At 34.9% G+C, this 23,632-nt stretch carries 21 protein-coding genes and 3 pseudogenes; 6 read left to right on the forward strand and 18 right to left on the reverse strand.

Annotated elements, in window-relative coordinates:
* Window positions 1-412: 412 nt before the first annotated feature.
* The 5 genes from JFL43_RS19975 to JFL43_RS20000 all read right to left on the reverse strand — a co-directional run bounded on the left by JFL43_RS19975 (window position 413) and on the right by JFL43_RS20000 (window position 4,019).
* Entirely contained in the window at window positions 413-748 is a 336-nt protein-coding gene (locus JFL43_RS19975) for a tyrosine-type recombinase/integrase (RefSeq protein WP_200750412.1), read from the reverse strand.
* A 485-nt stretch (window positions 749-1,233) separates the two neighbouring features.
* Entirely contained in the window at window positions 1,234-2,220 is a 987-nt protein-coding gene (locus tag JFL43_RS19985; RefSeq protein ID WP_200750379.1) for a DUF418 domain-containing protein, read from the reverse strand.
* Between the two features lie 459 nt (window positions 2,221-2,679).
* Window positions 2,680-2,820: a hypothetical protein gene (locus tag JFL43_RS19990; protein WP_200750380.1), complete on the reverse strand. Its 141-nt coding sequence runs from the start codon at window positions 2,818-2,820 to the stop codon at window positions 2,680-2,682.
* A gap of 33 nt (window positions 2,821-2,853) precedes the next feature.
* On the reverse strand, window positions 2,854-3,435 hold the full coding sequence (locus JFL43_RS19995) for a hypothetical protein (protein WP_200750381.1): 582 nt from the start codon (window positions 3,433-3,435) through the stop codon (window positions 2,854-2,856).
* A gap of 176 nt (window positions 3,436-3,611) precedes the next feature.
* Complete coding sequence (locus tag JFL43_RS20000; RefSeq protein ID WP_200750382.1) at window positions 3,612-4,019, reverse strand: hypothetical protein; 408 nt, start codon at window positions 4,017-4,019, stop codon at window positions 3,612-3,614.
* A gap of 279 nt (window positions 4,020-4,298) precedes the next feature.
* On the opposite strand from JFL43_RS20000, the gene JFL43_RS22830 reads away from it, so the two are divergent.
* The 4 genes and pseudogenes from JFL43_RS22830 to JFL43_RS23575 all read left to right on the forward strand — a co-directional run bounded on the left by JFL43_RS22830 (window position 4,299) and on the right by JFL43_RS23575 (window position 6,294).
* Window positions 4,299-4,457 (forward strand): hypothetical protein, encoded by a 159-nt coding sequence (locus JFL43_RS22830; RefSeq protein ID WP_234447916.1) that lies wholly within the window; start codon window positions 4,299-4,301, stop codon window positions 4,455-4,457.
* A 20-nt stretch (window positions 4,458-4,477) separates the two neighbouring features.
* Window positions 4,478-4,693 (forward strand): site-specific integrase, encoded by a 216-nt coding sequence (locus JFL43_RS22835; RefSeq protein WP_234447921.1) that lies wholly within the window; start codon window positions 4,478-4,480, stop codon window positions 4,691-4,693.
* A pseudogene (locus JFL43_RS20010) lies at window positions 4,606-4,899 on the forward strand (Ku protein); the annotation flags it as partial. The gene JFL43_RS22835 and the pseudogene JFL43_RS20010, both read left to right, overlap by 88 nt.
* 362 nt (window positions 4,900-5,261) lie before the next feature.
* A pseudogene (locus JFL43_RS23575) lies at window positions 5,262-6,294 on the forward strand (transposase).
* 274 nt (window positions 6,295-6,568) lie between these two features.
* Here the strand turns inward: JFL43_RS23575 and JFL43_RS20030 are convergent.
* The 3 genes from JFL43_RS20030 to JFL43_RS20040 form a co-directional block, all read right to left on the reverse strand.
* On the reverse strand, window positions 6,569-8,062 hold the full coding sequence (locus JFL43_RS20030; RefSeq protein ID WP_200750383.1) for a serine hydrolase domain-containing protein: 1,494 nt from the start codon (window positions 8,060-8,062) through the stop codon (window positions 6,569-6,571).
* A 386-nt stretch (window positions 8,063-8,448) separates the two neighbouring features.
* Window positions 8,449-9,123 carry a response regulator transcription factor gene (locus tag JFL43_RS20035; RefSeq protein WP_234447917.1) on the reverse strand — a complete coding sequence of 225 codons (675 nt, stop codon included), beginning with the start codon at window positions 9,121-9,123 and terminating at the stop codon, window positions 8,449-8,451.
* A 5-nt stretch (window positions 9,124-9,128) separates the two neighbouring features.
* Entirely contained in the window at window positions 9,129-10,301 is a 1,173-nt protein-coding gene (locus tag JFL43_RS20040) for a sensor histidine kinase (RefSeq protein ID WP_200750384.1), read from the reverse strand.
* A gap of 794 nt (window positions 10,302-11,095) precedes the next feature.
* Between JFL43_RS20040 and JFL43_RS20045 the strand changes: the two genes are divergently transcribed.
* Window positions 11,096-11,749, forward strand: a complete 654-nt coding sequence (locus JFL43_RS20045; RefSeq protein ID WP_200750385.1) for a hypothetical protein — start codon at window positions 11,096-11,098, stop codon at window positions 11,747-11,749.
* 473 nt (window positions 11,750-12,222) lie between these two features.
* The gene (locus tag JFL43_RS20050) at window positions 12,223-12,378 is read left to right on the forward strand and encodes a hypothetical protein (RefSeq protein ID WP_200750386.1); all 156 of its coding nucleotides are present in this window, start codon (window positions 12,223-12,225) and stop codon (window positions 12,376-12,378) included.
* Window positions 12,379-12,693: 315 nt separating this feature from the next.
* Here the strand turns inward: JFL43_RS20050 and JFL43_RS20055 are convergent.
* The 10 genes and pseudogenes from JFL43_RS20055 to JFL43_RS20100 form a co-directional block, all read right to left on the reverse strand.
* A pseudogene (locus JFL43_RS20055) lies at window positions 12,694-12,986 on the reverse strand (SET domain-containing protein-lysine N-methyltransferase).
* A gap of 304 nt (window positions 12,987-13,290) precedes the next feature.
* Window positions 13,291-14,157 carry a GNAT family N-acetyltransferase gene (locus JFL43_RS20060; RefSeq protein ID WP_200750387.1) on the reverse strand — a complete coding sequence of 289 codons (867 nt, stop codon included), beginning with the start codon at window positions 14,155-14,157 and terminating at the stop codon, window positions 13,291-13,293.
* Window positions 14,158-14,509: 352 nt separating this feature from the next.
* On the reverse strand, window positions 14,510-15,532 hold the full coding sequence (locus JFL43_RS20065) for a serine hydrolase domain-containing protein (protein WP_200750388.1): 1,023 nt from the start codon (window positions 15,530-15,532) through the stop codon (window positions 14,510-14,512).
* Window positions 15,533-15,609: 77 nt separating this feature from the next.
* The gene (locus JFL43_RS20070; RefSeq protein WP_200750414.1) at window positions 15,610-16,434 is read right to left on the reverse strand and encodes a MerR family transcriptional regulator; all 825 of its coding nucleotides are present in this window, start codon (window positions 16,432-16,434) and stop codon (window positions 15,610-15,612) included.
* A 357-nt stretch (window positions 16,435-16,791) separates the two neighbouring features.
* Window positions 16,792-18,645: an ABC transporter ATP-binding protein gene (locus JFL43_RS20075; protein WP_200750389.1), complete on the reverse strand. Its 1,854-nt coding sequence runs from the start codon at window positions 18,643-18,645 to the stop codon at window positions 16,792-16,794.
* Window positions 18,642-20,366: an ABC transporter ATP-binding protein gene (locus tag JFL43_RS20080; protein ID WP_200750390.1), complete on the reverse strand. Its 1,725-nt coding sequence runs from the start codon at window positions 20,364-20,366 to the stop codon at window positions 18,642-18,644. The genes JFL43_RS20075 and JFL43_RS20080 overlap by 4 nt, the downstream gene beginning before the upstream one ends.
* A complete protein-coding gene (locus JFL43_RS20085; protein WP_200750391.1) occupies window positions 20,363-20,845 on the reverse strand; it encodes a MarR family winged helix-turn-helix transcriptional regulator in 483 nt (160 codons plus the stop codon). The genes JFL43_RS20080 and JFL43_RS20085 overlap by 4 nt, the downstream gene beginning before the upstream one ends.
* 217 nt (window positions 20,846-21,062) lie before the next feature.
* A complete protein-coding gene (locus JFL43_RS20090; RefSeq protein WP_200750392.1) occupies window positions 21,063-21,521 on the reverse strand; it encodes a hypothetical protein in 459 nt (152 codons plus the stop codon).
* 364 nt (window positions 21,522-21,885) lie between these two features.
* Window positions 21,886-22,797 (reverse strand): TRM11 family SAM-dependent methyltransferase, encoded by a 912-nt coding sequence (locus JFL43_RS20095; RefSeq protein WP_234447923.1) that lies wholly within the window; start codon window positions 22,795-22,797, stop codon window positions 21,886-21,888.
* Between the two features lie 44 nt (window positions 22,798-22,841).
* Window positions 22,842-23,420, reverse strand: a complete 579-nt coding sequence (locus JFL43_RS20100; RefSeq protein WP_200750393.1) for a branched-chain amino acid aminotransferase — start codon at window positions 23,418-23,420, stop codon at window positions 22,842-22,844.
* Window positions 23,421-23,632: the final 212 nt, after the last annotated feature.

A 23,632-nucleotide genomic window follows, 5' to 3' on the forward strand; every position in this document is an offset into this window, starting at 1 on the left:
GCAACTCTATTTGAAGAAAACCAATACCAATAGAGCTTCATCTATGCCTTACATTCATCTTTAAAAAATTCGACAATTATCAAATCTAATTTACTTTAAGCTTTTAGAAACAGATCACTTGCTCTCCAAAATGCTCACACATTTGCTCACATAATTATTTTTTTGAGTTAATTTTATTTAACTCAGTTAAATTAAGGATTGCTTAAAACCTTGATAAACCAGACTTAATCGAACTGCATTTACTAAGTTAAACTAGTTTGATTAAGTGACTTTAGCCTTCTTGGATTAACGCTCCTAGTTCTAAACCTATCAAATTTTTTCACAAAACCTTATAAACGTTGATATATAAGTGTTTACATGGTATTCACTTGGAATATTCTTGCATTTAAATCCCCTACACTTTAACATTTTCTCACAAATTGCTAACCGAACGATTTAATGCGTAATGGAAGATATCTGCTACTTCATTATCTTGATTTGGAATAAGGTGAGCGTAAGTTTCCAGTGTAATTTTGGGATTAGAGTGACCTAATCGATGTGCTACCTTCACAATATCTACTCCCTCAGAAAGCAAAATAGAAGCGTGTGTATGACGTAAATCATGAAATCTAATACTTGTTACATTCGATGCACGAATTAATCGTTTCATCAAGCGTAACAAGTTTCGTGGATCTTGTTCTGTTCCGTTTTCCCTACAAATGACAAAATCTTGATCCTTATACTCCTCCCCAAATCTTTTTTTCCAAATTTACTGCTGTTTTTGGTGTGTTAATAATTCATTACTAAGAGTTTGCGGGATGGAGTTTTTTTGTCTTAAGCATAGTAAAAATATATCCCTTTTCAGGAAAGTAACCTAAAGAACGCTTAATATTTATTTCCATTTTTCAGAAACCAATATCTCCCCATTTCAAACCTAAAATTTCTCCTCTACGCATTCCTGTATAAATAGCGAGTAAAAAGGTGATTCGATGATATTCATCTCTAGAATAATTTAAATAAGAGAAATAATTCCCAAGTCTTACTGTATCAGAAACGGTAAGAATTCAAAGAAGGCAGCTAAAGAACCACTTACCTATTCAAGAATGGCAACTGGTTCATAAATTGGATTGATTTCTTTAGTTGATAAATGTTAATTAAAAGGCAAATAGTGTTATGACTACAGCTACAAATAATGGTAAAACTACACATATCCCTAACAACCACCATGTATCTGTAAAGTCCTCATTCGAGTCACTATTCATGTAAGGTACTTCCTTTATGTTTTATCTTAATCTGTCCGTTCCAAGACCAATTTGTCCAAGTTCCAAGTATCGTTTCAAATGGTCCTCGTTTAAATTTCTTTAAATAAGCAAGGCTGAAAATACATTGCAAACTGTAAAGAATTATACCAAATAACATTCCGCCAAAAACCCCTAATTTTCCAGATAACCCTAAACCATATTCATAAAATACAGTTGTACAAATTATGGTTTGCATTAGATAATTGGTTAATGATAGTTTACCGACACTTTCAAACGCAGGTGCCAGCATTTGTACAGGGCGAGTTTTATATAACAAAGCTGCAAGGCAGACATAGCCAATTGAAAGTAGTTGTCCGCCACCCTCCATCAACATGCCCGAAAAAGTACCATTTATAAGACTAAAAGATTTACAAGCTAGACCTATAGGAACGAGTAACAATCCAATCAAATACCATTTCTTTTCGCTCTCCATATTTGTAAAAGCTTGTGTTTTCGCGAGACCCATTCCAAAAAGTAATAATGGATGAATTAATAAGTAAACTTGTGAAAGTAAAAGTAAGACACCAGCCGAAATAAATAACGTTTTTGGTTTGCGATTAATAAATGGGATTGAAAATAGAGTCATGATTCCGTAGGATAATAAAAAATCGCCTTTCCATAATAATGAATGGAGCAAACCTAAAGCAACTAACCCAGTTGCACGACGTAAGATGGACCATCGACTCTTCTCCTTTTTCTTACGTATAGATTCGATAAGTTTAATAAGAGAGTAACCGAATAAAATAGCGAATATCGGCATAAATGATCCACCTACAAATATTTCCAATAAATGGAAAGCTGAATTATCGAGGGCGGATAGATCTTTTATTACGTCTGAGCGAGACATGCCATACTGGAAAATCAGTAAATTCGCCATTAAGATGCCAAATAAACTAAACCCACGCATTGTATCGATAAAAGTAACACGGTTTGTTGACATTGTTTTTTACCACTCCCTAGGTTTGAATTTTTCTACGGCTTTAGAATACATTTCAAACCTAAAGAAATAGTAGGAAAAATACTTAAGAATCCTTAAGATTTTAAAAGTACATAATGATAAGTTTTATTTTTCACGTATGCTCTTCTATTTCTCTATTCCCTCGAACCGAATATACTGCTAAAGTTTTTATAAATAAGCAATCGATTCAATAAAAAAAGACCATTAATCCAGTAAGGTGACTCTTTTCGAAACAAAGTCAGAGTTCCTATTTGTGTTTGTATTTAATTTACGTTCATCCTAGATGATTAGCAAATAGTGGGATTAAACATTAATATTCAATAAAAAATCATCTCACCTCTATAAGTTTCTTTAGAGGTGAGATGATTTTAATCAAACTTGATATGAGAACAAATCTAAAGAGCATGTTTTGAAAAAAGATTGTTCAAAACATGCTCTTATTTAATGTGGCAGATCAAATTCTTTATAAAAAAGATTGATTATTTTTGGAACCCTTGTTGCACTAAAACCTGGCCAATAATTTTCCAAATTTGCTTCTACTAATTCTTGTATTATTCGATTTAAATAGTTAGTCATATGCATTATTTTCCTCCCTTTAATGCAGTTACCATTCTTTTATTCATCAATCTGTGTAGATTTATATGTTACTGTAACTTCGTGATAATTTTCTGGACTCATATAATCAAAGACATATTTTACCAATAATTCATTTGTTTTTTTCCATTCTAATTGATATGCCCCATCTGAAAATGGTTTAAAGCCATCATCGGTTCGTATATCTGTTAAATGCGTCATAAATAATCCCGTATTTAATAATTGATATACTTCTCCGTGACCTGTTTCAATTACCACAAAATTCTCTTGTTTGTTTGGAGAAGAGAATTTTGTATATTTAGCTTCTAAAGTCATCAATCCATATAACAATACGAAAACTGAAATAAAAGAACTGATACCTATTGCAATTATAGTGAGTCCCTTATCGTTAAATTTATAATGAATTAAATAAATCCCAGATAAAAATGTGAAAAATATTAATAAACAGTTAAGGAAATAATGGTGTATTCCGTTTGGTGGGGTTCCAATCTGTATGTATATCCCTTTTGTAGTAAGAAAATATAGAAGAAGTAAAAAGGAAACACTTAAAATAAAACATACTACTAAAACTTGAAAAAGTTTTTTATTTTTATATATTTTCATTTTATTTATCTCCTGTTCTCTAAAATTCATATTGATTAACATGGTGTATCCAATAAATTTAACAATTCCAAACTTGCACCTCTAAAAATTTATCCTGCTGCCTTAGTTGAATAAGAAAAAAGAGCCGTCTGAACAGCTCAACGATCTTCTACTAATGGGCCCTAGTTGAAGAAGAGTTAATTTACTTCTAAAACGAAGGCATAAACAGCATCACCATTAGAAACATTTTTTTCCTTTTCTTTCATCCACCAGACTCCATAAGAATAATAATAAATTCCTTTTTGTGTAGGTGCGGTAAATTGATTATCTTTAACCGCAATATCGGATGTTACCTGATTTTCTCTAAACTCAGAAAGGTGAATTTCACTTGGTTGTGGTTCATAGTCCATTACAAATGAAATAGTCTCCCCCGATTTAACCTTAATGGGTTCTGTGCCATTTAACATTTCAACAGGACCTGTAGTATCTACACATTTATCTGTCCAACAATAAGTACCAAGTATCGTTGGATATGTTTCATTTCCAATCTCAACAAGAACCTTCGGTGGATTACCTCCTTTAAGGCTATCATTAGAACAACCCATTATACAAACGCTTATAAGAACTACTAAGATAAATAACCACTTATTAATACAGACTCCTCCCACTTACTCTCATATAATATATTCCACTTATTCATTAGGTCCCTAGATGTATTCTTAACTAACCTGAGCCGTTAGTTAATATCTTTATATTTTGTAATATCCATATAAAAGTACTTCTTCTTCAACTTAACTGCCTCGTTAGTAAAATATCCATATGTCTATATTTCAATAGAGTTGGCAATAATCCCTTTAATAATAACTTTTTAGGAGGTAGAAATAATGCTTCTGTCAAAAGCATGGAAAGCATTTGAATCTGACAAACGAATTGAAGGCTTTTCCCCACAGACATTGAAGGCTTACCAACTCCAAGCGTCATTACTAATTAAATATTTTAAAGATATAGAAATAACAAATTTAGAAACAAACATTCAGCAATGAAGAAAGCGATGTTTGAGTTTATGTTCTCTACAGGGTGCCGAATAGGGGAAATTGTTTCGTTGGAAAAGAACGACATTAATTGGTCCAATCGATCTGCGATAGTAAGAGGAAATGATTGCATAGTAAGGTTAAAAGAAGGTGAATTTATATGCATACAGTTTGGAAAGGTTGCATTGGTTTTGGATTGGTTAATATACCCGTTAAACTCCATACAGCAACTGAAAATAAAGATATAAAGCTGAGACAGTTGCACAAAGAATGTAATACTCCAATTAGTTATAAAAAGGTATGTGAGGGTTGTAATAAAGACGTTAAAGACGAGGATATTGTTAAAGCACACGAATACGCCAAAAATAAGTTTGTGGTATTAGATGCAGAAGAACTAGAAAATTTAAGAAAAGAAAATGAAGATAAGGCAGTTCAAATAGTTGATTTTGTGCAGAGATAATAAAGTTGTTTAATTCTAACTCCAGAAATGCGGTAACCACCTACAAGTTAATCAAGTAGGTGGTTTTAAAGTTGTTTAAAATAAGTTTTATCTGTTGCAATCTTTGTTCTTAAATGAATAATAAAGTTGTTTAATTGGCGGTATTTAATAAAAAGAGGAACGGTGAAACCCGTACCTCTAGTTTGCTGTACTCATTTGAAGAGGAAACATAAATAACCACTAGCGTTGCATTAAAATAACTTTAGTTTCAAAAATACTCAAAATGTTCAACAATCTTGTTTTGTGCATAAAAAAAGTCCTTTATAATGGATAAAGTCAGGTGGTAACCCGTCCAAATACTAATAAAGGAACTACGTATGGACAAGATTACACGAGAAACATCATTTGGACAATGGTTTTTACCCATAAATCTTCAATTTTTTGAAGAAAACGTGAAAACGATGAAATTAGATGCTTATACGAAAAAACTTACGACGGATTCATTCTTAAAATTACTGCTTTTTGCGTAGCTACAGGAAACAGAAAGTCTGCACGCGCTGAGTGATTGTCTTTTCGACGAACATCTTCAAAAAGGCACGAACTTAGAATCCATCAGTGTTTCCCAGCTGTCATGCAGATTGAACGGCATGCATCCAGACATCTTCCAACAGCTTTTCCTTGACTTAGTCGTTCAAATCCACAAAAAAAAACGAATGTCTCGAAAAGCGTCTTGCCTTTAAAAATCATTGATTCGAGTACATTATCTCTTAATTTAACGAATCACAAATGGGCTGAATTTTGTAAAACAAAAGCGGGCGTTAAGCTTCACTTAGCCTGGTGCTCATGGAAAAAGGAACGTCTTATCCCGAAAAAACGGTACTCACCACAGCGAAAGAACATGATCGCAATCAACTCGAAGTCATGGTAGATGACCGAGAATGCATGTACGTTTTCAAACGTGGCTACCTGAATTATGAACGTTTCGATTGGCTCTAAATCGAAGCGATTCGTAATTAAACAAAGGATATCCCCCTTTGAATCCTTCACTTTGAGTAAGCGGAAATAGTTCTCTGCTCGATTTTGCACGGTGTCAATCAACACCATTTGATCCGACAAAACAGCAGAATCTCTGATGAATTCTCAGACATGTACAAATCACACTAGGCAATTGAGCTGTTTTTCAAATGGATCAAGCAGCCTCTCAACATTAAAAAGTTCTATGGTCAAAACAAGAATGCAATTTACAACCAAGTGTTCATTGCCCTCATTGTATTTTGCTTGAATGTTTTAGCTCAAATTGAAACCAAGAGTAAACGAAAAACCCTGTAGATCAGCCGATATTTAAGGGCTTCTTTATGGAAACCAGCGTACATCTGGCTTCGAAAAATCGAAGGCAAAGCCGTTCCGTAAAACGCAAACTGTCGTTGTCGCACACGTATAATTGTAAATAAAAACCAAATGGATGGCGCCACCTTTATTGAAGTGTTTCCTTTTTTGGCTCTAAACCCTAAGTATTAATAGACAGGATTTTCCGTCTTTATTTATGCAACACTAGTGAAGCGAGATTGTGCCCGAAGAATTTTTAGTAGCTAATTTAAATTGAAAAGAGTGAAAAACATGTTATTTTATATGAACTGGAGTTACACAGTGAAAATCATTAAATAAATGAATAGTTTCAATAAATTCAATTACCCTCCTTTTTTTTTGAGCTTTCATCTACTTTCACCCTATTACGTACTAGTTTACCAACATTGATTACTCCAATAATGATTAGGAATAATGGGATGATGAATAAAGCATGCCCAATACCTGGAATAAATAATGTTGCCGCTGACAATGGTACCACTTTGGTTACATAATACAATATTAAAAATGGCAGTAAGAAATTAAGAACAATCAGAGACACTACATTAACTAACAACTTGACAGGCGTTACTTTACGTTTCTGTTGTTTAAATATTTTATAAACTGAAAAAGATATGAATGCTATCGCCACAACAATTATTAAATCATATATGATATAAATCATATATGGATTCTCTTCGCTGGATTTCAGAGGTTCATTATGTTTAACAAAATTGTATAGATTCATCAGCATCTGATCGTATCGATTACTATTAAAATAATCGAATGAATTGATTAGTAAGGTAATTCCATACTCTTCATCTAAAAGGACCCTTGAATATGTATTTTCCGTCCAGCCATTATGCGTAATCACATCATTATCTACTTCCCATCCCATCGCATAATAAGTATCATTCTCAATGAGAGATGATGGTTGGTGCATTTCGTTTATGCTTTGTTTTGATAAAACACGTTCACCTTTAAATTGTCCTTTATTTAATATTGCAATCATATAATTTGCCATATCTTTAGCACTTGAAATGAGATAACCAAAAGGAACGTTCGCTTCATGATTTAATTGTTCAGTTGGCATTTTAAATCCAAACATCGTTTGATAGCCAGTAGCTATCGTATTGTTTTTATCTTCTTTTGGAACTGCATAACTATTTTCCATCTGAAGCGGTTTAAAAATATTTCTGCTTATATATTCAGCATAGGGAGTCTTCGTGACTTCTTCGATGACTAAACCTAAAATACCGTAATTCAGATTGGAATATTGGTATGATTCACCAACTTTTTTTTCTAGGCGCAGTCCTTTTAAGCTCTCAACAAGTTTTTTTAACGATTGATCGCCTTCAGAAATAGCATGTTGCCCATCATATTCAGAGATTCCACTGGTATGATTTAATAAATGTCGAATGGTAATTTCTTTTGATGCTTCCTCATCTGCTAATCTAAACCAAGGTATATATTGTTGAACAGGATTATCCAATTGAATCATTCCTTGGTCTACTAATTGCATAATGGCTAGTGCAGTAAATGATTTACTAACAGATCCAAGGACAACTGGCGTCTGTGGTGTCATTTCCTTTCCATTAGGACTCGATATTCCATAACCTTTGATATATTGTACTTTATCATCTTTCACTATCGCTATTGAAGCACCAGGGACGTTTTGTCTCTCAAGTTCATTATTTATGTATTCATCAATTTTAGAAATGTCTAAATTTTTATTATTTTCACCTGCCAAAGCCTTCTCATTTAATGATGTTATAAAAAACAGAAGAATGATTAATATTAATTTCCCACTTTTTGATAATTTTAAATTTCTCATGGTTTAAGACCCCCAAAAATTCTATAAAACGAACTTAATTCTAACAATAATGTACAATGCATTTTTTTATCTCCTTCTAAATTTCATTTCATATTCATACGTCTACTCTACAAATGAAAAGTCATATACTATAGTGCCGGTAAGTCATTAATAAGTCATGACTATTGGCTAAAATATATTACTTCTTTAGAAATAAGTGACTATTGAAAAGTTATTGATGCCCTCTTTTATAGAGAAAATCTAAAAGACTATTCACCGTGATATTTTGTGAATGATGGACATTATGAATTGCCCATAGAGTTAATAAATTCAAAATAACGTCCAGTTCGTTGCAATTAAAAAGAGTGTAGACAAAGTCGATTTAACTTTGTCTACACTCTCTTACTTCAATGTTTCTTATCTTCTATAAGACTCTCTTCCATTGCTTTCATAATAGCAGAAGATCTGTTTTTTACATTTAATTTCGAATAAATGGTAGAAATATAATTTTTCACAGTTCCCACTGAAAGAAACATCTTTTCTGAAATGTCTTTATTGGATAATCCTTGAGTTATACACTTTAAAACTTTTAATTCTTGATTATTTAAATCATATGGATGATTTATAGAGTTATGGTCTAGTTGTTGCGAGTGTTCGTTATTATTTGATTGTATCTGACCAAACACCTCTTTTGCTAATTGTTGAGGAATGAGGGAACCTCCGTGATACACCATTTTAATTCCCTGAACTAAAAATTCAGGATCAACAGCCTTTAATATATAACCCTCTGCACCAGCATTTAACGCATTCAAAACGTGTGTAACATCTTGAAAAGTAGTTAGTATTATAACTTTTATATTGGGCCAACGTTTTTTAATTTCATCTGTTGCCTTTACACCATCCATCACCGGCATTTGAATATCCATTAAAAGAATATCAAGGTTTTCCCTTTCGCATAAAGCAATTGCCTTTTCTCCATTTTCCGCAGTTCCAACAATTTCAATGTCAGAAATGCTTTCAATCACAATTTTTAAGCTTTTTCTTAAAATCTCTTGATCTTCAACAATTGCCGCTTTAATCATTATAATTACACTTCCTTTGCCATAGGTATTTTACACGTTATCCTCATACCATTATTCAATTTAGAATAAAAGTTAACTGTACCCGCTAATGCCGATATTCGATCTTTCATTGAGCGTAAGCCAAACCCTAAATTCAATTCATTACAACCATTTCCATCATCTTCAATAAGAACCATCAATTCTTCTTGTTTAAACGAAATATTTACTTTAATAAAAGTTGCCTGACCATGTCTTTTCGCATTTGTAAGTCCTTCTTGTATACAACGAATAATGACAAACTTTATCCTTTCACCGACTTTTGTCGCTTCCCCTTCAACATTCAGTTTTACTTCCGTTGATGTATGTTTCGTAAAATCAACAATCAATTCTTTCACCGATTCAACAAGCGTCTGATGATTCGTTGGCGACATCTGGTGAATTGTTTTTCTCACATCGTTCAATCCATTTCGTGCTAAATCTGAAATCTCTTTTATACTTTTTTCTGCTTCTTTTTTATCTGCCTGATATAGAAAAGGAAGGGCATCTAAACTTGTTATGACTGATGTGAAAATATGACCTACTGTATCATGCAAATCTTGTGAAACTCTATTTCGTTCTTCCTTAATCGTCAGTTCCTCAATCTTTTTTGAGTAATATTCCAGATCCTTGTTTTTTTCCTCAATAGAGGCAATTAACTCTTTATTAGCGTTATTGACAATGGTCATCCTTCCTAAACATAACCCAATACCATAAAAAATAGTTGTGTCAATAAAGAGTGCAAAGATATCCTCATCAGTAGAGAGATAGCCGGCCCATGCACCCGCTAGACAAATTAAGATGGATAAGAAAGGACCTAACCAAATTAATGGCTTAACTTGACAAACGTAAGCGATAGTAAGAATAGGTAAGAATAAAAAACCGTAATTCTCTAAATATTGACTCGATAAGTAAATAAACAAAGAACCTGTTAATAACACCTCGGCAATTAAATAATATTGGAATTTTATAAGCCCAGGCCGATAAAATAGATAGGGTATTAGATAAGAACAACTAGCCCATAAAAGTAAAACCCACTTTTCCGAACCTGTCGTACTAAGGAATATCGAGGAGTAGCCATGAGAAGTAATCCATATCGTACGAATGAAAAATAGAAAATAGTCCAACCAATGCCATTTCCTTTGATCCATTACTGCTTTCATACTTTTATCCCCCCATCTTCATTTTAAATGTTATAAAATCTTTAGATTTAGTATTTCAGTACTGAAAATCCATCGCATTTAAAATACGTTTTTTAATATTATTACTTATACCTATATAAGCTTGAGCGTATTCATCTAACACCATAGTGTAATATCTAGGGATTTCACTTAAAGGATCAAGTTCAGTAATTTCCTTAAACAACTTATTTTCACTGACAAATTTCATAAGTTTATTATTAAATTCCTGTTTATGTATTAAACGAAAATACTCTATTTACTTTTATGTAATTAGTTTTAATCCATCAGATTTTCCACTTATATTAACCCCAAAATGTTTAACAGATTTAAATTCTTACCCTCCTCAAATATATACAATTATTCATTTGCATATTGTACCATATATTCTATTTCAACTAACCTGATGTTAGTGAAAGCGTGTAATACACATAGTGTTGCCTTATTTTTTTCGAAGTACGTAAAACATGTCACAGTTTAGGAAGGTTCCCGAATCATTTTAAAGATTATGCTTTACTTTGCTGTAATTTGCTTTATTTTAATTTAATTTCTTTATTTCACTCCTTGCACTTCCTCATGCTCTTTTATCCCGTTTTCCAGTTGCTCCTACTCCTTATTTAATTACGCAATGCGGGGGCTAGCCAGCTCCCACCTTAAAACAAGGGGATCTACACCATTTTGTCAATATTTGTAATATTTTGTCTACATAAATCTATTTACCTTTTTTCGCTTTTATTATACAGTTAAATTATGGTAAAAAAAGTAAAGGTGATGAAATCATGAAAAAGGTTAGTAGATTGAGAAAAATTGTATCATCAGTGTTCTCCGCAGTTATGATATTTGGAATATTTCAAATGTCATCAGCTTCAGCAGCTTCAGCAGATTTGACGCAGCAGCAGAAAGAAGAGTATTACAAACAATATGTTGATATTATTAAAGAGGTAAATAGTGAACAGCCAGATGCTGATTTAGAGGTTGTATCTTTTAACGAGATTACGGATTGGGTTAACCCAGATGAATTCAAAGGAATAGCAATTGAAAGAGCAAACATGCAGTTTGTTGATGATGTTGATAATGTTCTTGAACCAACAAAACCAACGAAGGGTCTTACTGCTTTTGCATCTGGTACTGTTAGTGCAACAAAGTCAAAAGGTTTTAATGCTAAAGGTACATCTGTAACTCTATCTGTTACGGGAAATTTTCATACACAATACTTTGAACTTTATAAAAGACAACTATTTTCAGGAATTAAATCTGTAAGTTCAAGTACAAATAGAGGAACTTGGACACAATCGGGGTATGAGTTTATGTCAATGGATATGGGTACTACATATGCTGTTACTACTTCGGGGATATTAGTATTGAATGATATTAAATCAACTCACCATGTATCTATTGAATTTTATTGTACCGCTAATGGCGGGGTCGAGTAATATATAAATCTATAAATACGCTCCTGTATTTCAATTATTGATTCTATTAGCTTTTGAGGCAGCTCTGTGGGCCTGAGTTCGGTATTGTACCGGACTCAGGCCTTTTAGTTTGGCCTGTAGCTTTGTAAAAAAGTTTGATTATTTTTGAACCCCTTTTTGCACTAAAGCCCCCGTTAAAAAGGGGGGGGAACGGTGCAACTTTTTTACAAACGATCAAACTTTATTTCAAATCAACAATCGACTATCGAGTTAATCTTTCTGTTTGGCAATATCCTACATTTCTTATTGAACTAACCTGCCCCGTTAGTTGAATAGCAACAATTATCGAGAAAACAGCCTTAAAATAACCTCCTTTTTTGGTGTATAGGCAATGAACTAAAACATATACATTACATAATATAGATATAGATATGAAATTTTTAAAAAAGGATGATGTATAAAATGTCATTGTTGATATTGTGAGTATTTCAGTAGTGGGAACTGGTACCCCTCCAGGTGGCGGAGGAATACCTGACGGCTGGGACAATGATTGCTCGGACATTGATCGCTGGGAGAATGACGGCGGTAGAAGTCCTGACCGCGGTAATGACTGGAAAAGTTATGGCGGCTTAGGATATTACTACTTTTAAATTTGTATAGAGGGAGGCGGCCAGTCTCCCTTTATAACATTGTACCCACAAATTTATAACAGAAGCTTTTCTCCTTATATTTAAGATTTCCCGTCTTTAGTGTAAAATTCTTTTTCTTATTGTACTAAACTGCTATGTTAGTTGAACAAAACATTGAAACAGTAGGAGTAAACTTGCTCTAAGAATACATATATCACCTTTTTTTATCAATACCTGAATCAATTTTATATACACGTGTTTTGAATATGATTTTGCTAATTGTTGAACAACCCATAAGGAAACTTGCTCTCCTTTTTATTCCTGATTAAACCACAGTCAATCTTTGTCATCAACATCGCCATTATAATTGATTAGAATCTCATCTCCTGCTTTTATATCCGTGAAAGCATAAAAGTCAAATGGGTGATTTCTAAAATTAATCTCATAAATTGCATTAGGTTCATAAGAATGGTTTAACAACACTCCATAGTAGCTGAATGCTTTATCCCATACTCAAAAGCGTAATCAGCGAGTATAGTTTGCTCAATGTATTGATGCTGGTCGTTTGGATAAGAAATGACAGGTGATTCATGTAAAAGCTCTCCTTTTTTGATATCACATTTAAGAATACTTTTTTAATAGGGTCACTTATAGAATTTTGTAAGGTGCAGATTTGGACTTGCAATTGAGGATGTTTCTAAGTGGAATTAAGTTTTTTGATACTTGATAAGACACTATGTGGTATAAGATTAAGAGTTGATAGCCAACCGAGTACCATTTACTGTGAATGGATTATCACATATAAAAAAGCTTAAAATAGGTAGGATCTATTTTAAGTTTGGTCATGCTGTCTATTAAATAGCAACACTTTATCATTGCTACTGTCCAAATCCTATGTAACACATCACTCATTTGGGTGATGAACTGGTTATATTAAAACGTTTTTGTCATGAAAACTTGTGATACCGGCGTTTCTTCAAATCCACTTTTCATTAATAATGAAACTGAGCGTCCGTCTCCTTTTAAAAAGTTATAGGTTGTACGATTAATAGGTTGGTCATATTCTAAAGCATAAGCAAGTAATGTATTTAGGGCATTATCGTTGCCAGTTTCAGTTACTTGAAATAATGTAATACCTTCCGTTTTATTACCAAATACATATTTTTTTCGAATAAGACATGCAGCTTGCACATCACCATTCTTTGTAATCACCACAGCCTCTCCACCTATTTTAGGTGTGTTACTAGCATCTGTTTGCCAGGGTACAATAGCTGGAAATAAATCTGAACCTATTGATTGCGTAGCAGGTATTCTAAGAATTTCATAGTCATCTAAATTCGGTAACTGACCATCTAGTATCCCGTCTGCTGATAAAAAGAGCAAATCGTCCACTACTTTGTAGCCACACTTCTCATATAACGATATGGCAGGTCTATTTTCTGAAAGTGCTTCTAATGTAGCTATAGAAACATTGCTGTCCAATAAGACTTTCTCTGCTTCCTTCATCAAAGACAAGCCCAATTTCTTCCCTCGATATTCAGGAACGATTCCTGTTCCACCATTCCAAGAAATCTTTTGACCATCCACTTCTCTAATCCCTTGTAGTACAAATCCGACAGGCTCTACACCATCATACGCAACGATGGAGATCGATGGAGATAACCCTTCGTTACCAAACCTACTAATGAATGTGTCAAAAGGTAAATTCATTGGTAATAAATAACCTTCAAACCCTCTATTAAATAATTCATGTGCTTCTTGAAAGCTTAAAGACGACAGTAATTTATAAGAAATATCCATTTTTTACCTCCTTTTTTTATCATGGTATCCGGACTGCAATTTCTGTAAATATAATAAACTATTTATTTCATTATATTGTCATTTGTTATTACATTCAACTAAAATATCTAACTATTCAAAATATACACTTAATTGCGACGTAACGTTAGGTTATATTTGTTGTTTGATAATAAAGTCATTTAAAAACCAACGGGTGGTAAACAATATAGACAAAAAGCAACTAGATAAAGACCCCGCAATTTTTGGGTAATTGCGGAGGTCTTTCATTCTATTTTCCATCGCTCATAGACTAAGATTTCTAGCAATTCCAATTTTTCTACTCTCATCTTTGCCAGACTTGATGGTAATAAGTTTAGTCTATTAAAGTCGGGATAATACATTCCTTAATCAGTGTCCACCTATCAAGTGGATTAATGATGAATTCTGATGCAATAGCTATGACTAGGTCTTTTTCTGGAATGCAACAAATGGCATTACCGCCATCGCCTAGTGCTAAGTATGCAAAAACTCCGTCCTCTTCGCGTAACCACCATAGATTACCGTATTTATTGGCGTTCATCGCTGTTGATTCGTCAATCCATGTCTTAGAGATAATCTGATTATTGTCCCAAATGCCACGGTTCAGATATAGAAAACCAAAACGTGCCATATCACGGGGACTTAGAGTAAGTCCCCATCCTCCTGTGGAGTTACTGTTTGAGTCTTTAACCCATCCTTTCACATTTTCCCCGAATAAATCCTCAAACCCAAATGATTTCATTTCATAATCCGGGATTACTTTCATGCCAGTGGGTTTAAATAAGCGGTCATTGGCAAACTCACGTGCACTTTTTCCTGTGCTACGAGTGATGATGGTTGAAAGCAGGTGCGCCCCTGCGGTGGAATACTTAAAAGTTCCAATACTCCCCTTTTGGCCCAGCATATCCAGTGTATATTTTACCCAGTCAGGTTGCATACACATTTTGTCCAGCGGTTCTTGCCAGTCCTCAAATGGATAGGGAGCCGTCATAGTGAGAAGATGGCGTATGGTGATTTCTCGTTTTTGCCTATCAGCAGCATCGGGAACATATTCGGGAAAAAAATCTAGCACCTTTTGGTCTACATCTTTAATATATCTTGCATCTATGGCAATACCAATGAGGGCAGATATTATACTTTTCGTTACAGATGCCACATGGTGCGTATCATCGGGGCCATAGCCATTATAATATCTTTCAAAAGCAATATTTCCATTTCTCACAACAACAATACCGTTAATATTGCCGTACTCGGATTTTATCATAGGTTCAATCTCTGAAAGCTTTTCAGAGTCCATTCTCAAGGTTGCCGGGTCTACGGCTTGCCATTCTGTAGTTGGCCAGTAGTTTCTTTGCATTATAGACACCTCTCTAAAAGACGTTTTTTATTTTGTTTAGCTAGCGTTAAGGAATTTGTCAGGTCTTGGTCTTGCTACTATTTTTTCTTTACAGGAAAATACACCTCGGTAACAATATCCTTAGGTTCGGTGGCTTGATTGGGATCGGTTACATATACTTCATATGGTGATTTCACCAACTCATATCCTTCATTTTCTACCCATTCCATCAGCTTAGCATATACCGCTGGCAATTCTGAATATGAACCTTTTAAAACAGACTTCGCACAAAGGCCTCCATGCAAATCTCTCGTTCCCTTTACGGTCTCCTCTATCGGGATGGCAAACTCTGTATCATTGCCGGCAGGATTGTATTCAGGGCTGTGATAAATAGTCATTGGCGTACCAAGAAAAGTTAGTTTTTCAGTAGCAATTTTTTCAAATAGCCTGCTAAAATACTTTCCATATCCTACAACATAGTCATCACTACTAATCATCTGACGCATATAAAGAATATTCATTGTCTCGGTTTCAACAAGTTGTACTTCTATATTGTCAAGGCATGACATAATTGGTATGCCCTTCTCTAAATTTAAAATATCACTACTCATTTGTTTTAGGATAAATTCAAGAGCATTTAGAGTTTCCTGTATTTCCTTCCTTTTGTAATTAAGTGTAGAACAAAGCTTCTCTTCCGATTGATCCTCTTCCAATTCCAGAATGGCTTTGATTTCTTCCAGAGAAAAATGATAAGATTTCAAACGGTTGATAAAGAGCATGTTTTTTAGTTGCCTGATGGAATAATACCTATAACCGTTTTCAGGATTAATCTCATCCGGATTAATTAATCCAATTTCATCATAATATCGAAGCGTTTTTGTAGATACTCCACATATCTTTGAGAATTCTCCAATTGATAGCAAGTGTTCACCTCCATTTTTCATTTTTTTATACGGAATAAAAGCTTTAAATATCAATACTTTGTTCAATTCATTTATACACCTTACCCTAAGGGCAAAGTCAACTGCAATAATATTAGTGCTTATTTAGTTAGGCAATCAAGAAAGCAAGGTTGTGACTAATTGTCAGGTATGTATCCACCGCCTACTACAATGGATTACACCGAAAAAATAGTCATCTCTAGGCTGCCTTTTCTTCGCCCGACAGCTTTGTAGTGTGCTTATTCCACTAACTATAAGATATTAAGTTCAACTCCATATCTAATTACCGCTTCAAAATATAAAAGACTTGATTCCACAGTGGAATCAAGTCTCCATTTTTTACATCGCTTTTTTATTTGAGAATTGACTGTTATAGAGATCAGTATAAAAACCATCTAGTTCTAACAAATCATGATGTGATCCTTGTTCGATCACTTTTCCTTGGTCCATTACTAGGATCAAGTCCGCGTCCCTGATAGTAGAGAGACGATGCGCAATTACGAAACTAGTTCGCCCTTCCATTAGGCGATTCATCGCTTGTTGGATAAGTAATTCAGTCCGTGTATCTACGCTTGATGTCGCTTCATCTAAAATCATGATAGGTGGATCCGCAAGAACTGCTCTGGCAATTGTTAAGAGCTGCTTTTGCCCTTGAGAAATGTTCGATGCTTCTTCATTTAAGACGGTGTCATAGCCATCTGGAAGCGTACGAATAAAGTGATGGGCTCGAGCCGTTTTGGCAGCACCGAATATTTCTTCGTCTGTAGCATTTTCTTTTCCAAAAGCTAAGTTCTCTTTTATCGTCCCATTAAAGAGCCATGTATCCTGAAGTACCATACCGAATGTTGTCCGGAGATCTTCGCGTGATATGTTACGAGTATCAAGACCGTCAATTTTGATTTTTCCACCATTTAGTTCATAGAATCTCATTAATAGATTAATCAATGTCGTCTTCCCAGCTCCAGTTGGTCCAACAATCGCAACTGTTTGCCCTGGAAGTACATCAATGTTCATGTCTTCTATTAATAGGTCCTTCCCATATCCAAAATCAACATGTTCAAAAGTAACGGCACCTTTTGCATTTGATAAACTTGATGATGTCACTTCTTGTATTTCTTCTTCCTCATCCAGCAATTCAAAAACGCGTTCAGCTGCTGCGATTGTCGACTGAATAATATTGGCAATGTTCGCAGTTTGTGTAATTGGCTGAGTAAACTGACGTGAATACGTAATAAACGCTTGAATATCACCGATTGAAATCGCGCGTTGTGTTACTAAAATACCACCCACAACACTGATAAGAACGTAACTCAAATTACCGATGAAGAACATTAAGGGCATAATAATCCCGGAGATGAATTGAGCTTTACGTCCTGCTTGATATAATTCCTCATTTACCTCGTCGAATTCTGCGACAGCTTTTTTCTCATGACCAAACACTTTAACGACCTGGTGTCCCGTATACATTTCTTCTATATGACCGTTTAACTGACCAAGTGTTCTCTGCTGATCAGCAAAATGTTTTTGTGACCTTTTCAAAATCGGTTTAATGACAAAAATCGAGAGTGGTAGGCTAACAATTGAAATCAATGTCAAGAGCGGGCTGATTGTCAGCATCATTATAATAATCCCAACAATCGTTACAATTGATGTGATAAACTGCGTTACACTTTGTTGTAGCGTACTTCCGATCGTATCAATATCGTTCGTTACACGGCTTAATGTTTCACCATTTGGCCGGCCATCATAATATTTGAGCGGGAGCTTCTCTAGCTTGTCATTAATCTCTTCTCTCAAATTATAAACCGTTTTTTGAGCGACACTAGACATAATGTACTGTTGAATATAGCTAAACAAACTGCTAATGACATACAATCCAGCTAGTAGGAGTAAAAGTTGACCAATTGCATGGAAGTTAATCTCCGCTCCTGGTACTCCTTTAAACTTGCTATATGCTCCTTCAAATAATTCAGTAATCGCGTTTCCCATTATCTTCGGTCCAGCAACCATAAAGACCGTACTCATAATGGCAGCAATAAACACAATAACTAATTGCTTGCGATGCGGTTTTAAAAAGCCAAGCAGACGTCGGAATGTTCCTTTAAAGTCTTTTGCCTTTTGTCCAGCCATCATCATATTTCCGCCTTGCCCCATTGGCCCGCCTTGAGGTTGCGGTTTACTATGCTTACTCATGCGATTTCCTCCTCTGAGAGCTGTGATTCGACGATTTCACGATATACATCATTCTGTTCAAGCAATTCTTTGTGCGTACCAATCCCAGCGATTTCTCCTTTATCTAAGACGATGATACGATCTGCATCAACCACGGTACTGACACGTTGAGCAACGAGAAGCATAGTTGCATTCTTTGTTTCATCTTTCAGTGCAGCACGTAAATTTGCATCTGTTTTGTAATCAAGCGCTGAAAAGCTATCATCGAAAATATAAATATCAGGTTTTCTTATTAGGGCTCTCGCAATGGAAAGTCGTTGTTTCTGACCACCAGATACGTTTGAACCACCTTGTGTGATTTCAGAATTATAACCGTCTTTCATTTTGTTTATGAAGTCTTCAGCCTGTGCTATGCGAGCTGCATGTTCGACTTCAGCTTGCGTCGCATCTTCTTTTCCGAAGCGAAGATTTTCAGCAATTGTACCTGAAAAGAGCAGTGCCTTTTGTGGTACAAAGCCAATTTTTGAACGTATCTCCTCCAGTGAAGAATCTCTAAGATCAATGCCGTTTACTCTAATCGTACCACTTGTCACATCATAAAAACGCGGAATCAAGTTCACTAATGTTGATTTCCCAGCGCCAGTACCTCCAATGATGGCCGTAATTTCACCTGATTGTGCGCTAAAACTAATATCCGATAATACAGGTTCTTCTGCTCCTGGATAGGTAAACGTTACATGTTCAAATTCAAGTGTTCCACGTTCACGGTCTGCCGCTTTTGTCCCTTCATCAAGGAATGTTGGTTTCTTTTCTAACACTTCATTTATACGATTGGCAGATACAGCAGCTCGTGGCACCATAACAAACATCATAGATGCCATAACAAGAGCGAACATAATTTGCATAACGTATTGGATAAAAGCCATCAAGTCACCAATCTGCATACCACCATTATCAATTCGAATGCCACCAAACCAAATGATGCCAACAACCGTTAAGTTCATAACAAGCATCATAGCTGGCATTAATAATGCCATCACTTTATTCACTTTAATGGAAACATCCGTTAAATCTTTATTTGCCTTTTGCAGCCGCACTTTCTCTTGTTTTTCATGATTAAAAGCTCGGATTACGCGAATACCCGTTAAGTTTTCTCGCAGTACTAAGTTCAAACGATCCAATCTTGTTTGCACAGTTTTAAATAGCGGTATCCCTTTAAACATAATAAAAAAAACGGAACCCATTAATAAAGGTATCGTCGCAACAATGATAAGCGATAATTTTGCATCCTTTGAAATCGCCATTATTAATCCACCAACAAACATAATCGGTGCACTTACGACCATACGGAGTAGCATAATAACTACTTGTTGTACTTGCGTTATATCATTTGTTGTTCTTGTAATTAGTGATGCAGTTCCAACTTCATCAAAATCTTGAAGTGAAAATTGCTCAACATGCTTAAACACTTTCCTGCGAATATCACGACCAAATCCCATTGCCGCTTTTGATGAGTAATAGCTCGCTACGATTGACGCAGCTGCTCCAAATGTAGCAACTAATAGCATTAACCCACCAATTTTCCAAATATACGCAGTATCACCTACTACTACCCCATTATTAATAATATCTGACATAAGTGTAGGTAAAAAGAGGTCTGACATGGATTGCAAGAAAACAAGTCCAATTACTGCTAGAATGATCCACTTATAAAATGATAGGTTTTTCAGTAGTTTTATCACTTTGTACATTCCCCTTTTTCGTTAGCTTCTTCTTCCAAAAACGTGGCTATTTGGAGATGTGTTGAGAGCAGCTCATCATATTGTTTTACTCCTAGCGATTGAGTAGCTTTTTCAAATACTTGCTGAATATTACTTTCCTGCAGTTGCATCTTATCGTAAAGCAGTCTTCCTTTTTCACTAAGGGTCAACTGCATTTCACGTCGATTATCTTCTACTGGATTTCTCTTGATCAATTCTGCTTGAACAAGTCCATCAACCGCTTGACTTAAAGTGCTTTTCGGATAAAATGTTGCTTTTCCTAGCTGTTTTTGTGTCATTTCCTCAAATGGTGCTATCGTTATTAATAGTGCATATTGAGGCACCGTGAGATCATTTGCCAAAGCAGTTCTATGGACAATTCTCCTGATACTATGACTCACATGCCAAAATGAATGTAAAAGCTCATCTGACCGTATGGAAGATTTCTTCTCACTACTCATAATTCCCTCATTCCTTCCATTTTCGAATAGTTCCATTACGAACAGTTCTAGAATATTTAATCTACTCTTATTTGCAAACCTAGTCAAGGTAAAAATATTTATACAGCCAAATTGAATCATTCACCCATTTAGATATAGAAAAACCCCGAGTAATGGACTTGCAATGTCCATTACTCGGGGTTTACTTTTTGAGAGCTAACATGAAATTAGAAATACATTAATCAGTTGGATTATCATCAGAAAATTCAGCATCTCCCATTATATCGTTCTTCTTCCAACCATTAAATTCGCCGTTTTCTATTGCTTCTCTTTTTGCCGAGCGACCAAATTCTCCTTCTAAAAATTCACCTTTTAAATCATAAAGAGCGTATTTTTTTACTATCATATGCTTATCCTCATATATAGAAGCAAAAAAATAAAGATCTTGCCCTTTGTAACCAGCAGGTAAAGTATGAAAAGAATATTCCCCTAAATCTTTCTGTACTACCTCTAAATCGCTCCCATTAACTTTTTTCCTGACGTTTAAAGTAGCATTTTTATACTCTTTGAATATTTGTTCATTTTCAGATAAAGAAGAATAAAATTCATCAGCTGATTTATCTTTTGCAAATACATACCCAGTACTATTCAAAAAGATAAAAGGCATTAACAGAACTATTAAAATTTTAAGTTTCAAAATTGTCTCACCACCTTTTCATCATATTATTGACAGGTGCATGTACTTCATACAGATACTCACAATAGACTTCTTTGTATGCACGATTGCTATGTATCACGTTAGTTGATTACATCAACATCAATAGCAAGTAATATATAAAAAGTGATAGCTCGAGAAACTAAGCATTAGTGTAAAAGTAATTACTTCTCCTTCAGGAACCCTAGCATACATAGCAAGTGAATTTCTAAATATTACCGGTAATTTTAAATTGTTATTCATCTATCCTAGAAATAGAAATCCCCTTATACATGCGGAACGGAGTGTTCCACTACGTATAAGGGGATTTTTTATTGTCTAGAAATTCAGTCGCCTTGCTCTTTTCCTATTTACAAACAACTACTTGTCTAGAAAATGTACCTTTTTTCGCGATACAGCGATCTATTATTTCAAAACCAGCTTCTTCAATCATATGATCGATCGTGTCAATCGTTACAATGACAATTTTTTTTGTGAAACGGCGTGCTTCTTTGACGATTTCAAGCTGTTCATCAGCCGTAATATGTGTGAATAAATTATAGGGCATATCAATGATTGCAACGTCATAGTTGTCAACAACTTCAGCAATCGGCCCGGTAGCTACATCGCCAACGAGTCCGAAATGGGCGATATTCTTTCTCGAACCTAAAACAACACGCGGGTTAATATCTCGACCTTCGATATCAATGCCCATTGATAAGGCCTCTACCAACACTGTCCCAATGCCACAACAAGGATCGATTACCCGTACCCCTTTAGGATGCGGAGCGGCAATATTTGCAACTGCTCTTGCGACACGTGTACTTAATGCTGTCGAATACATATGTGGCTTATGCTGATGTTGAAGCCAGATTGCTTCGCTTACTACCAACTTTCCGAAATACCATTTGCCGTCTATCGTAAGAACACCATATATCGTTTTGGGATGATCCAAATCTGGCTCGCCTTGAATTCGTAAACCAATCTCACGCTCGATTTTCCGTCGCTCTGGATGCCCAATCTTTTTCGTAGCATCCAGCTCAATCGTATTCAAACAAACGACTTTAAATGTAGATTCATCTAAATCAAGTTGTTCAACTAAGTCTGAAAGTTGTTCAAAACTTTCACCTTCATATATCACATCAAGTCGTTCTTTCATAAATGGACTTCGGCTTGGATCAATCTCTATCGTACTTTTCAACACATTTGAAGGGACGTCGAATCCAAAAAACGACCGCATCTCCATGCGACACAAATCATACTCATCTGTATGCCACATATATGTGTAAATAAATTCTGTGTTACTCAATCAATTCCCATCCTTTACTGCGCTTCCTCAATCGCTTCAACCAACTTGAAGACGAAGCGATAAATCATGTTGTAGATTTCTTCAAACGACTGCGTTTCATTAAACCCTTCCACATAGCCTAGCGCAAAATTCACGTCCCATAAACCATCTTCAGCAGAAAACATGACACTGTGTTTCGCGTTGTCTCCGTGTAAATGTGTATCTAAATAGGTTTTAATGGCATCGCCGAATTTCTTTTGTAACTTCAAACCAAATAAAGCCGTATACGTTTCAAATACATCATCGAATTCTAGCGCAATTGCATCGATGCGGACGAGCTCAAAAATATTCGACTCTACATAAACGAATTCATTGTTCTGCTTCTTCAAATACGAAATCGGCTCGTTCAAAAAGGCCGCAGTTTCCGTACTTATCAAATCTTCCGTTTCTTTGTTACAACGTTCAAATACTTGGGCATGGAAAGCTTTCTCTGTAGCAATTACCTCTTGAAGTAATTGATGCTTTTCTGCATATTCTTTTTCAATATCAAACAATCCAATTTTGTTATCTTGCACACGCTCTGCAATATATTGTTCCATCTGTTGTTTTAACAATTTAAGTCAGCTCCTTCAATAGAAAGGAATTGAACTGGATTCCTCTCATCTACTAGTATAGCCTAGATTGCGCTGTTAAGCCTTTAATTTATTATCTTGAAATATAGTTCTTTGATTGTTGTATAATTTGCACAATTCGCTGCAGATTTATCCGATTGTTGTATTTTAGTACCTGTCACTCATAGGTTTTAATTCAATTAGTATTCATTTTT

It is taken from the genome of Viridibacillus soli (assembly GCF_016612995.1).
Lineage (GTDB): Bacteria > Bacillota > Bacilli > Bacillales_A > Planococcaceae > Viridibacillus > Viridibacillus soli.

Bases quoted from the DNA above. Each gene is read 5' to 3' on its own strand.
- JFL43_RS19985 (WP_200750379.1), bottom strand. From the start codon at position 2,220: ATGTCAACAAACCGTGTTACTTTTATCGATACAATGCGTGGGTTTAGT.
- JFL43_RS19990 (WP_200750380.1), bottom strand. From the start codon at position 2,820: ATGCATATGACTAACTATTTAAATCGAATAATACAAGAATTAGTAGAA.
- JFL43_RS19995 (WP_200750381.1), bottom strand. From the start codon at position 3,435: ATGAAAATATATAAAAATAAAAAACTTTTTCAAGTTTTAGTAGTATGT.
- JFL43_RS20000 (WP_200750382.1), bottom strand. From the start codon at position 4,019: ATGGGTTGTTCTAATGATAGCCTTAAAGGAGGTAATCCACCGAAGGTT.
- JFL43_RS22830 (WP_234447916.1), top strand. From the start codon at position 4,299: ATGCTTCTGTCAAAAGCATGGAAAGCATTTGAATCTGACAAACGAATT.
- JFL43_RS22835 (WP_234447921.1), top strand. From the start codon at position 4,478: ATGTTCTCTACAGGGTGCCGAATAGGGGAAATTGTTTCGTTGGAAAAG.
- JFL43_RS20030 (WP_200750383.1), bottom strand. From the start codon at position 8,062: ATGAGAAATTTAAAATTATCAAAAAGTGGGAAATTAATATTAATCATT.
- JFL43_RS20035 (WP_234447917.1), bottom strand. From the start codon at position 9,123: ATGATTAAAGCGGCAATTGTTGAAGATCAAGAGATTTTAAGAAAAAGC.
- JFL43_RS20040 (WP_200750384.1), bottom strand. From the start codon at position 10,301: ATGAAAGCAGTAATGGATCAAAGGAAATGGCATTGGTTGGACTATTTT.
- JFL43_RS20045 (WP_200750385.1), top strand. From the start codon at position 11,096: ATGAAAAAGGTTAGTAGATTGAGAAAAATTGTATCATCAGTGTTCTCC.
- JFL43_RS20060 (WP_200750387.1), bottom strand. From the start codon at position 14,157: ATGGATATTTCTTATAAATTACTGTCGTCTTTAAGCTTTCAAGAAGCA.
- JFL43_RS20065 (WP_200750388.1), bottom strand. From the start codon at position 15,532: ATGCAAAGAAACTACTGGCCAACTACAGAATGGCAAGCCGTAGACCCG.
- JFL43_RS20075 (WP_200750389.1), bottom strand. From the start codon at position 18,645: ATGAGTAAGCATAGTAAACCGCAACCTCAAGGCGGGCCAATGGGGCAA.
- JFL43_RS20085 (WP_200750391.1), bottom strand. From the start codon at position 20,845: ATGAGTAGTGAGAAGAAATCTTCCATACGGTCAGATGAGCTTTTACAT.
- JFL43_RS20095 (WP_234447923.1), bottom strand. From the start codon at position 22,797: ATGTGGCATACAGATGAGTATGATTTGTGTCGCATGGAGATGCGGTCG.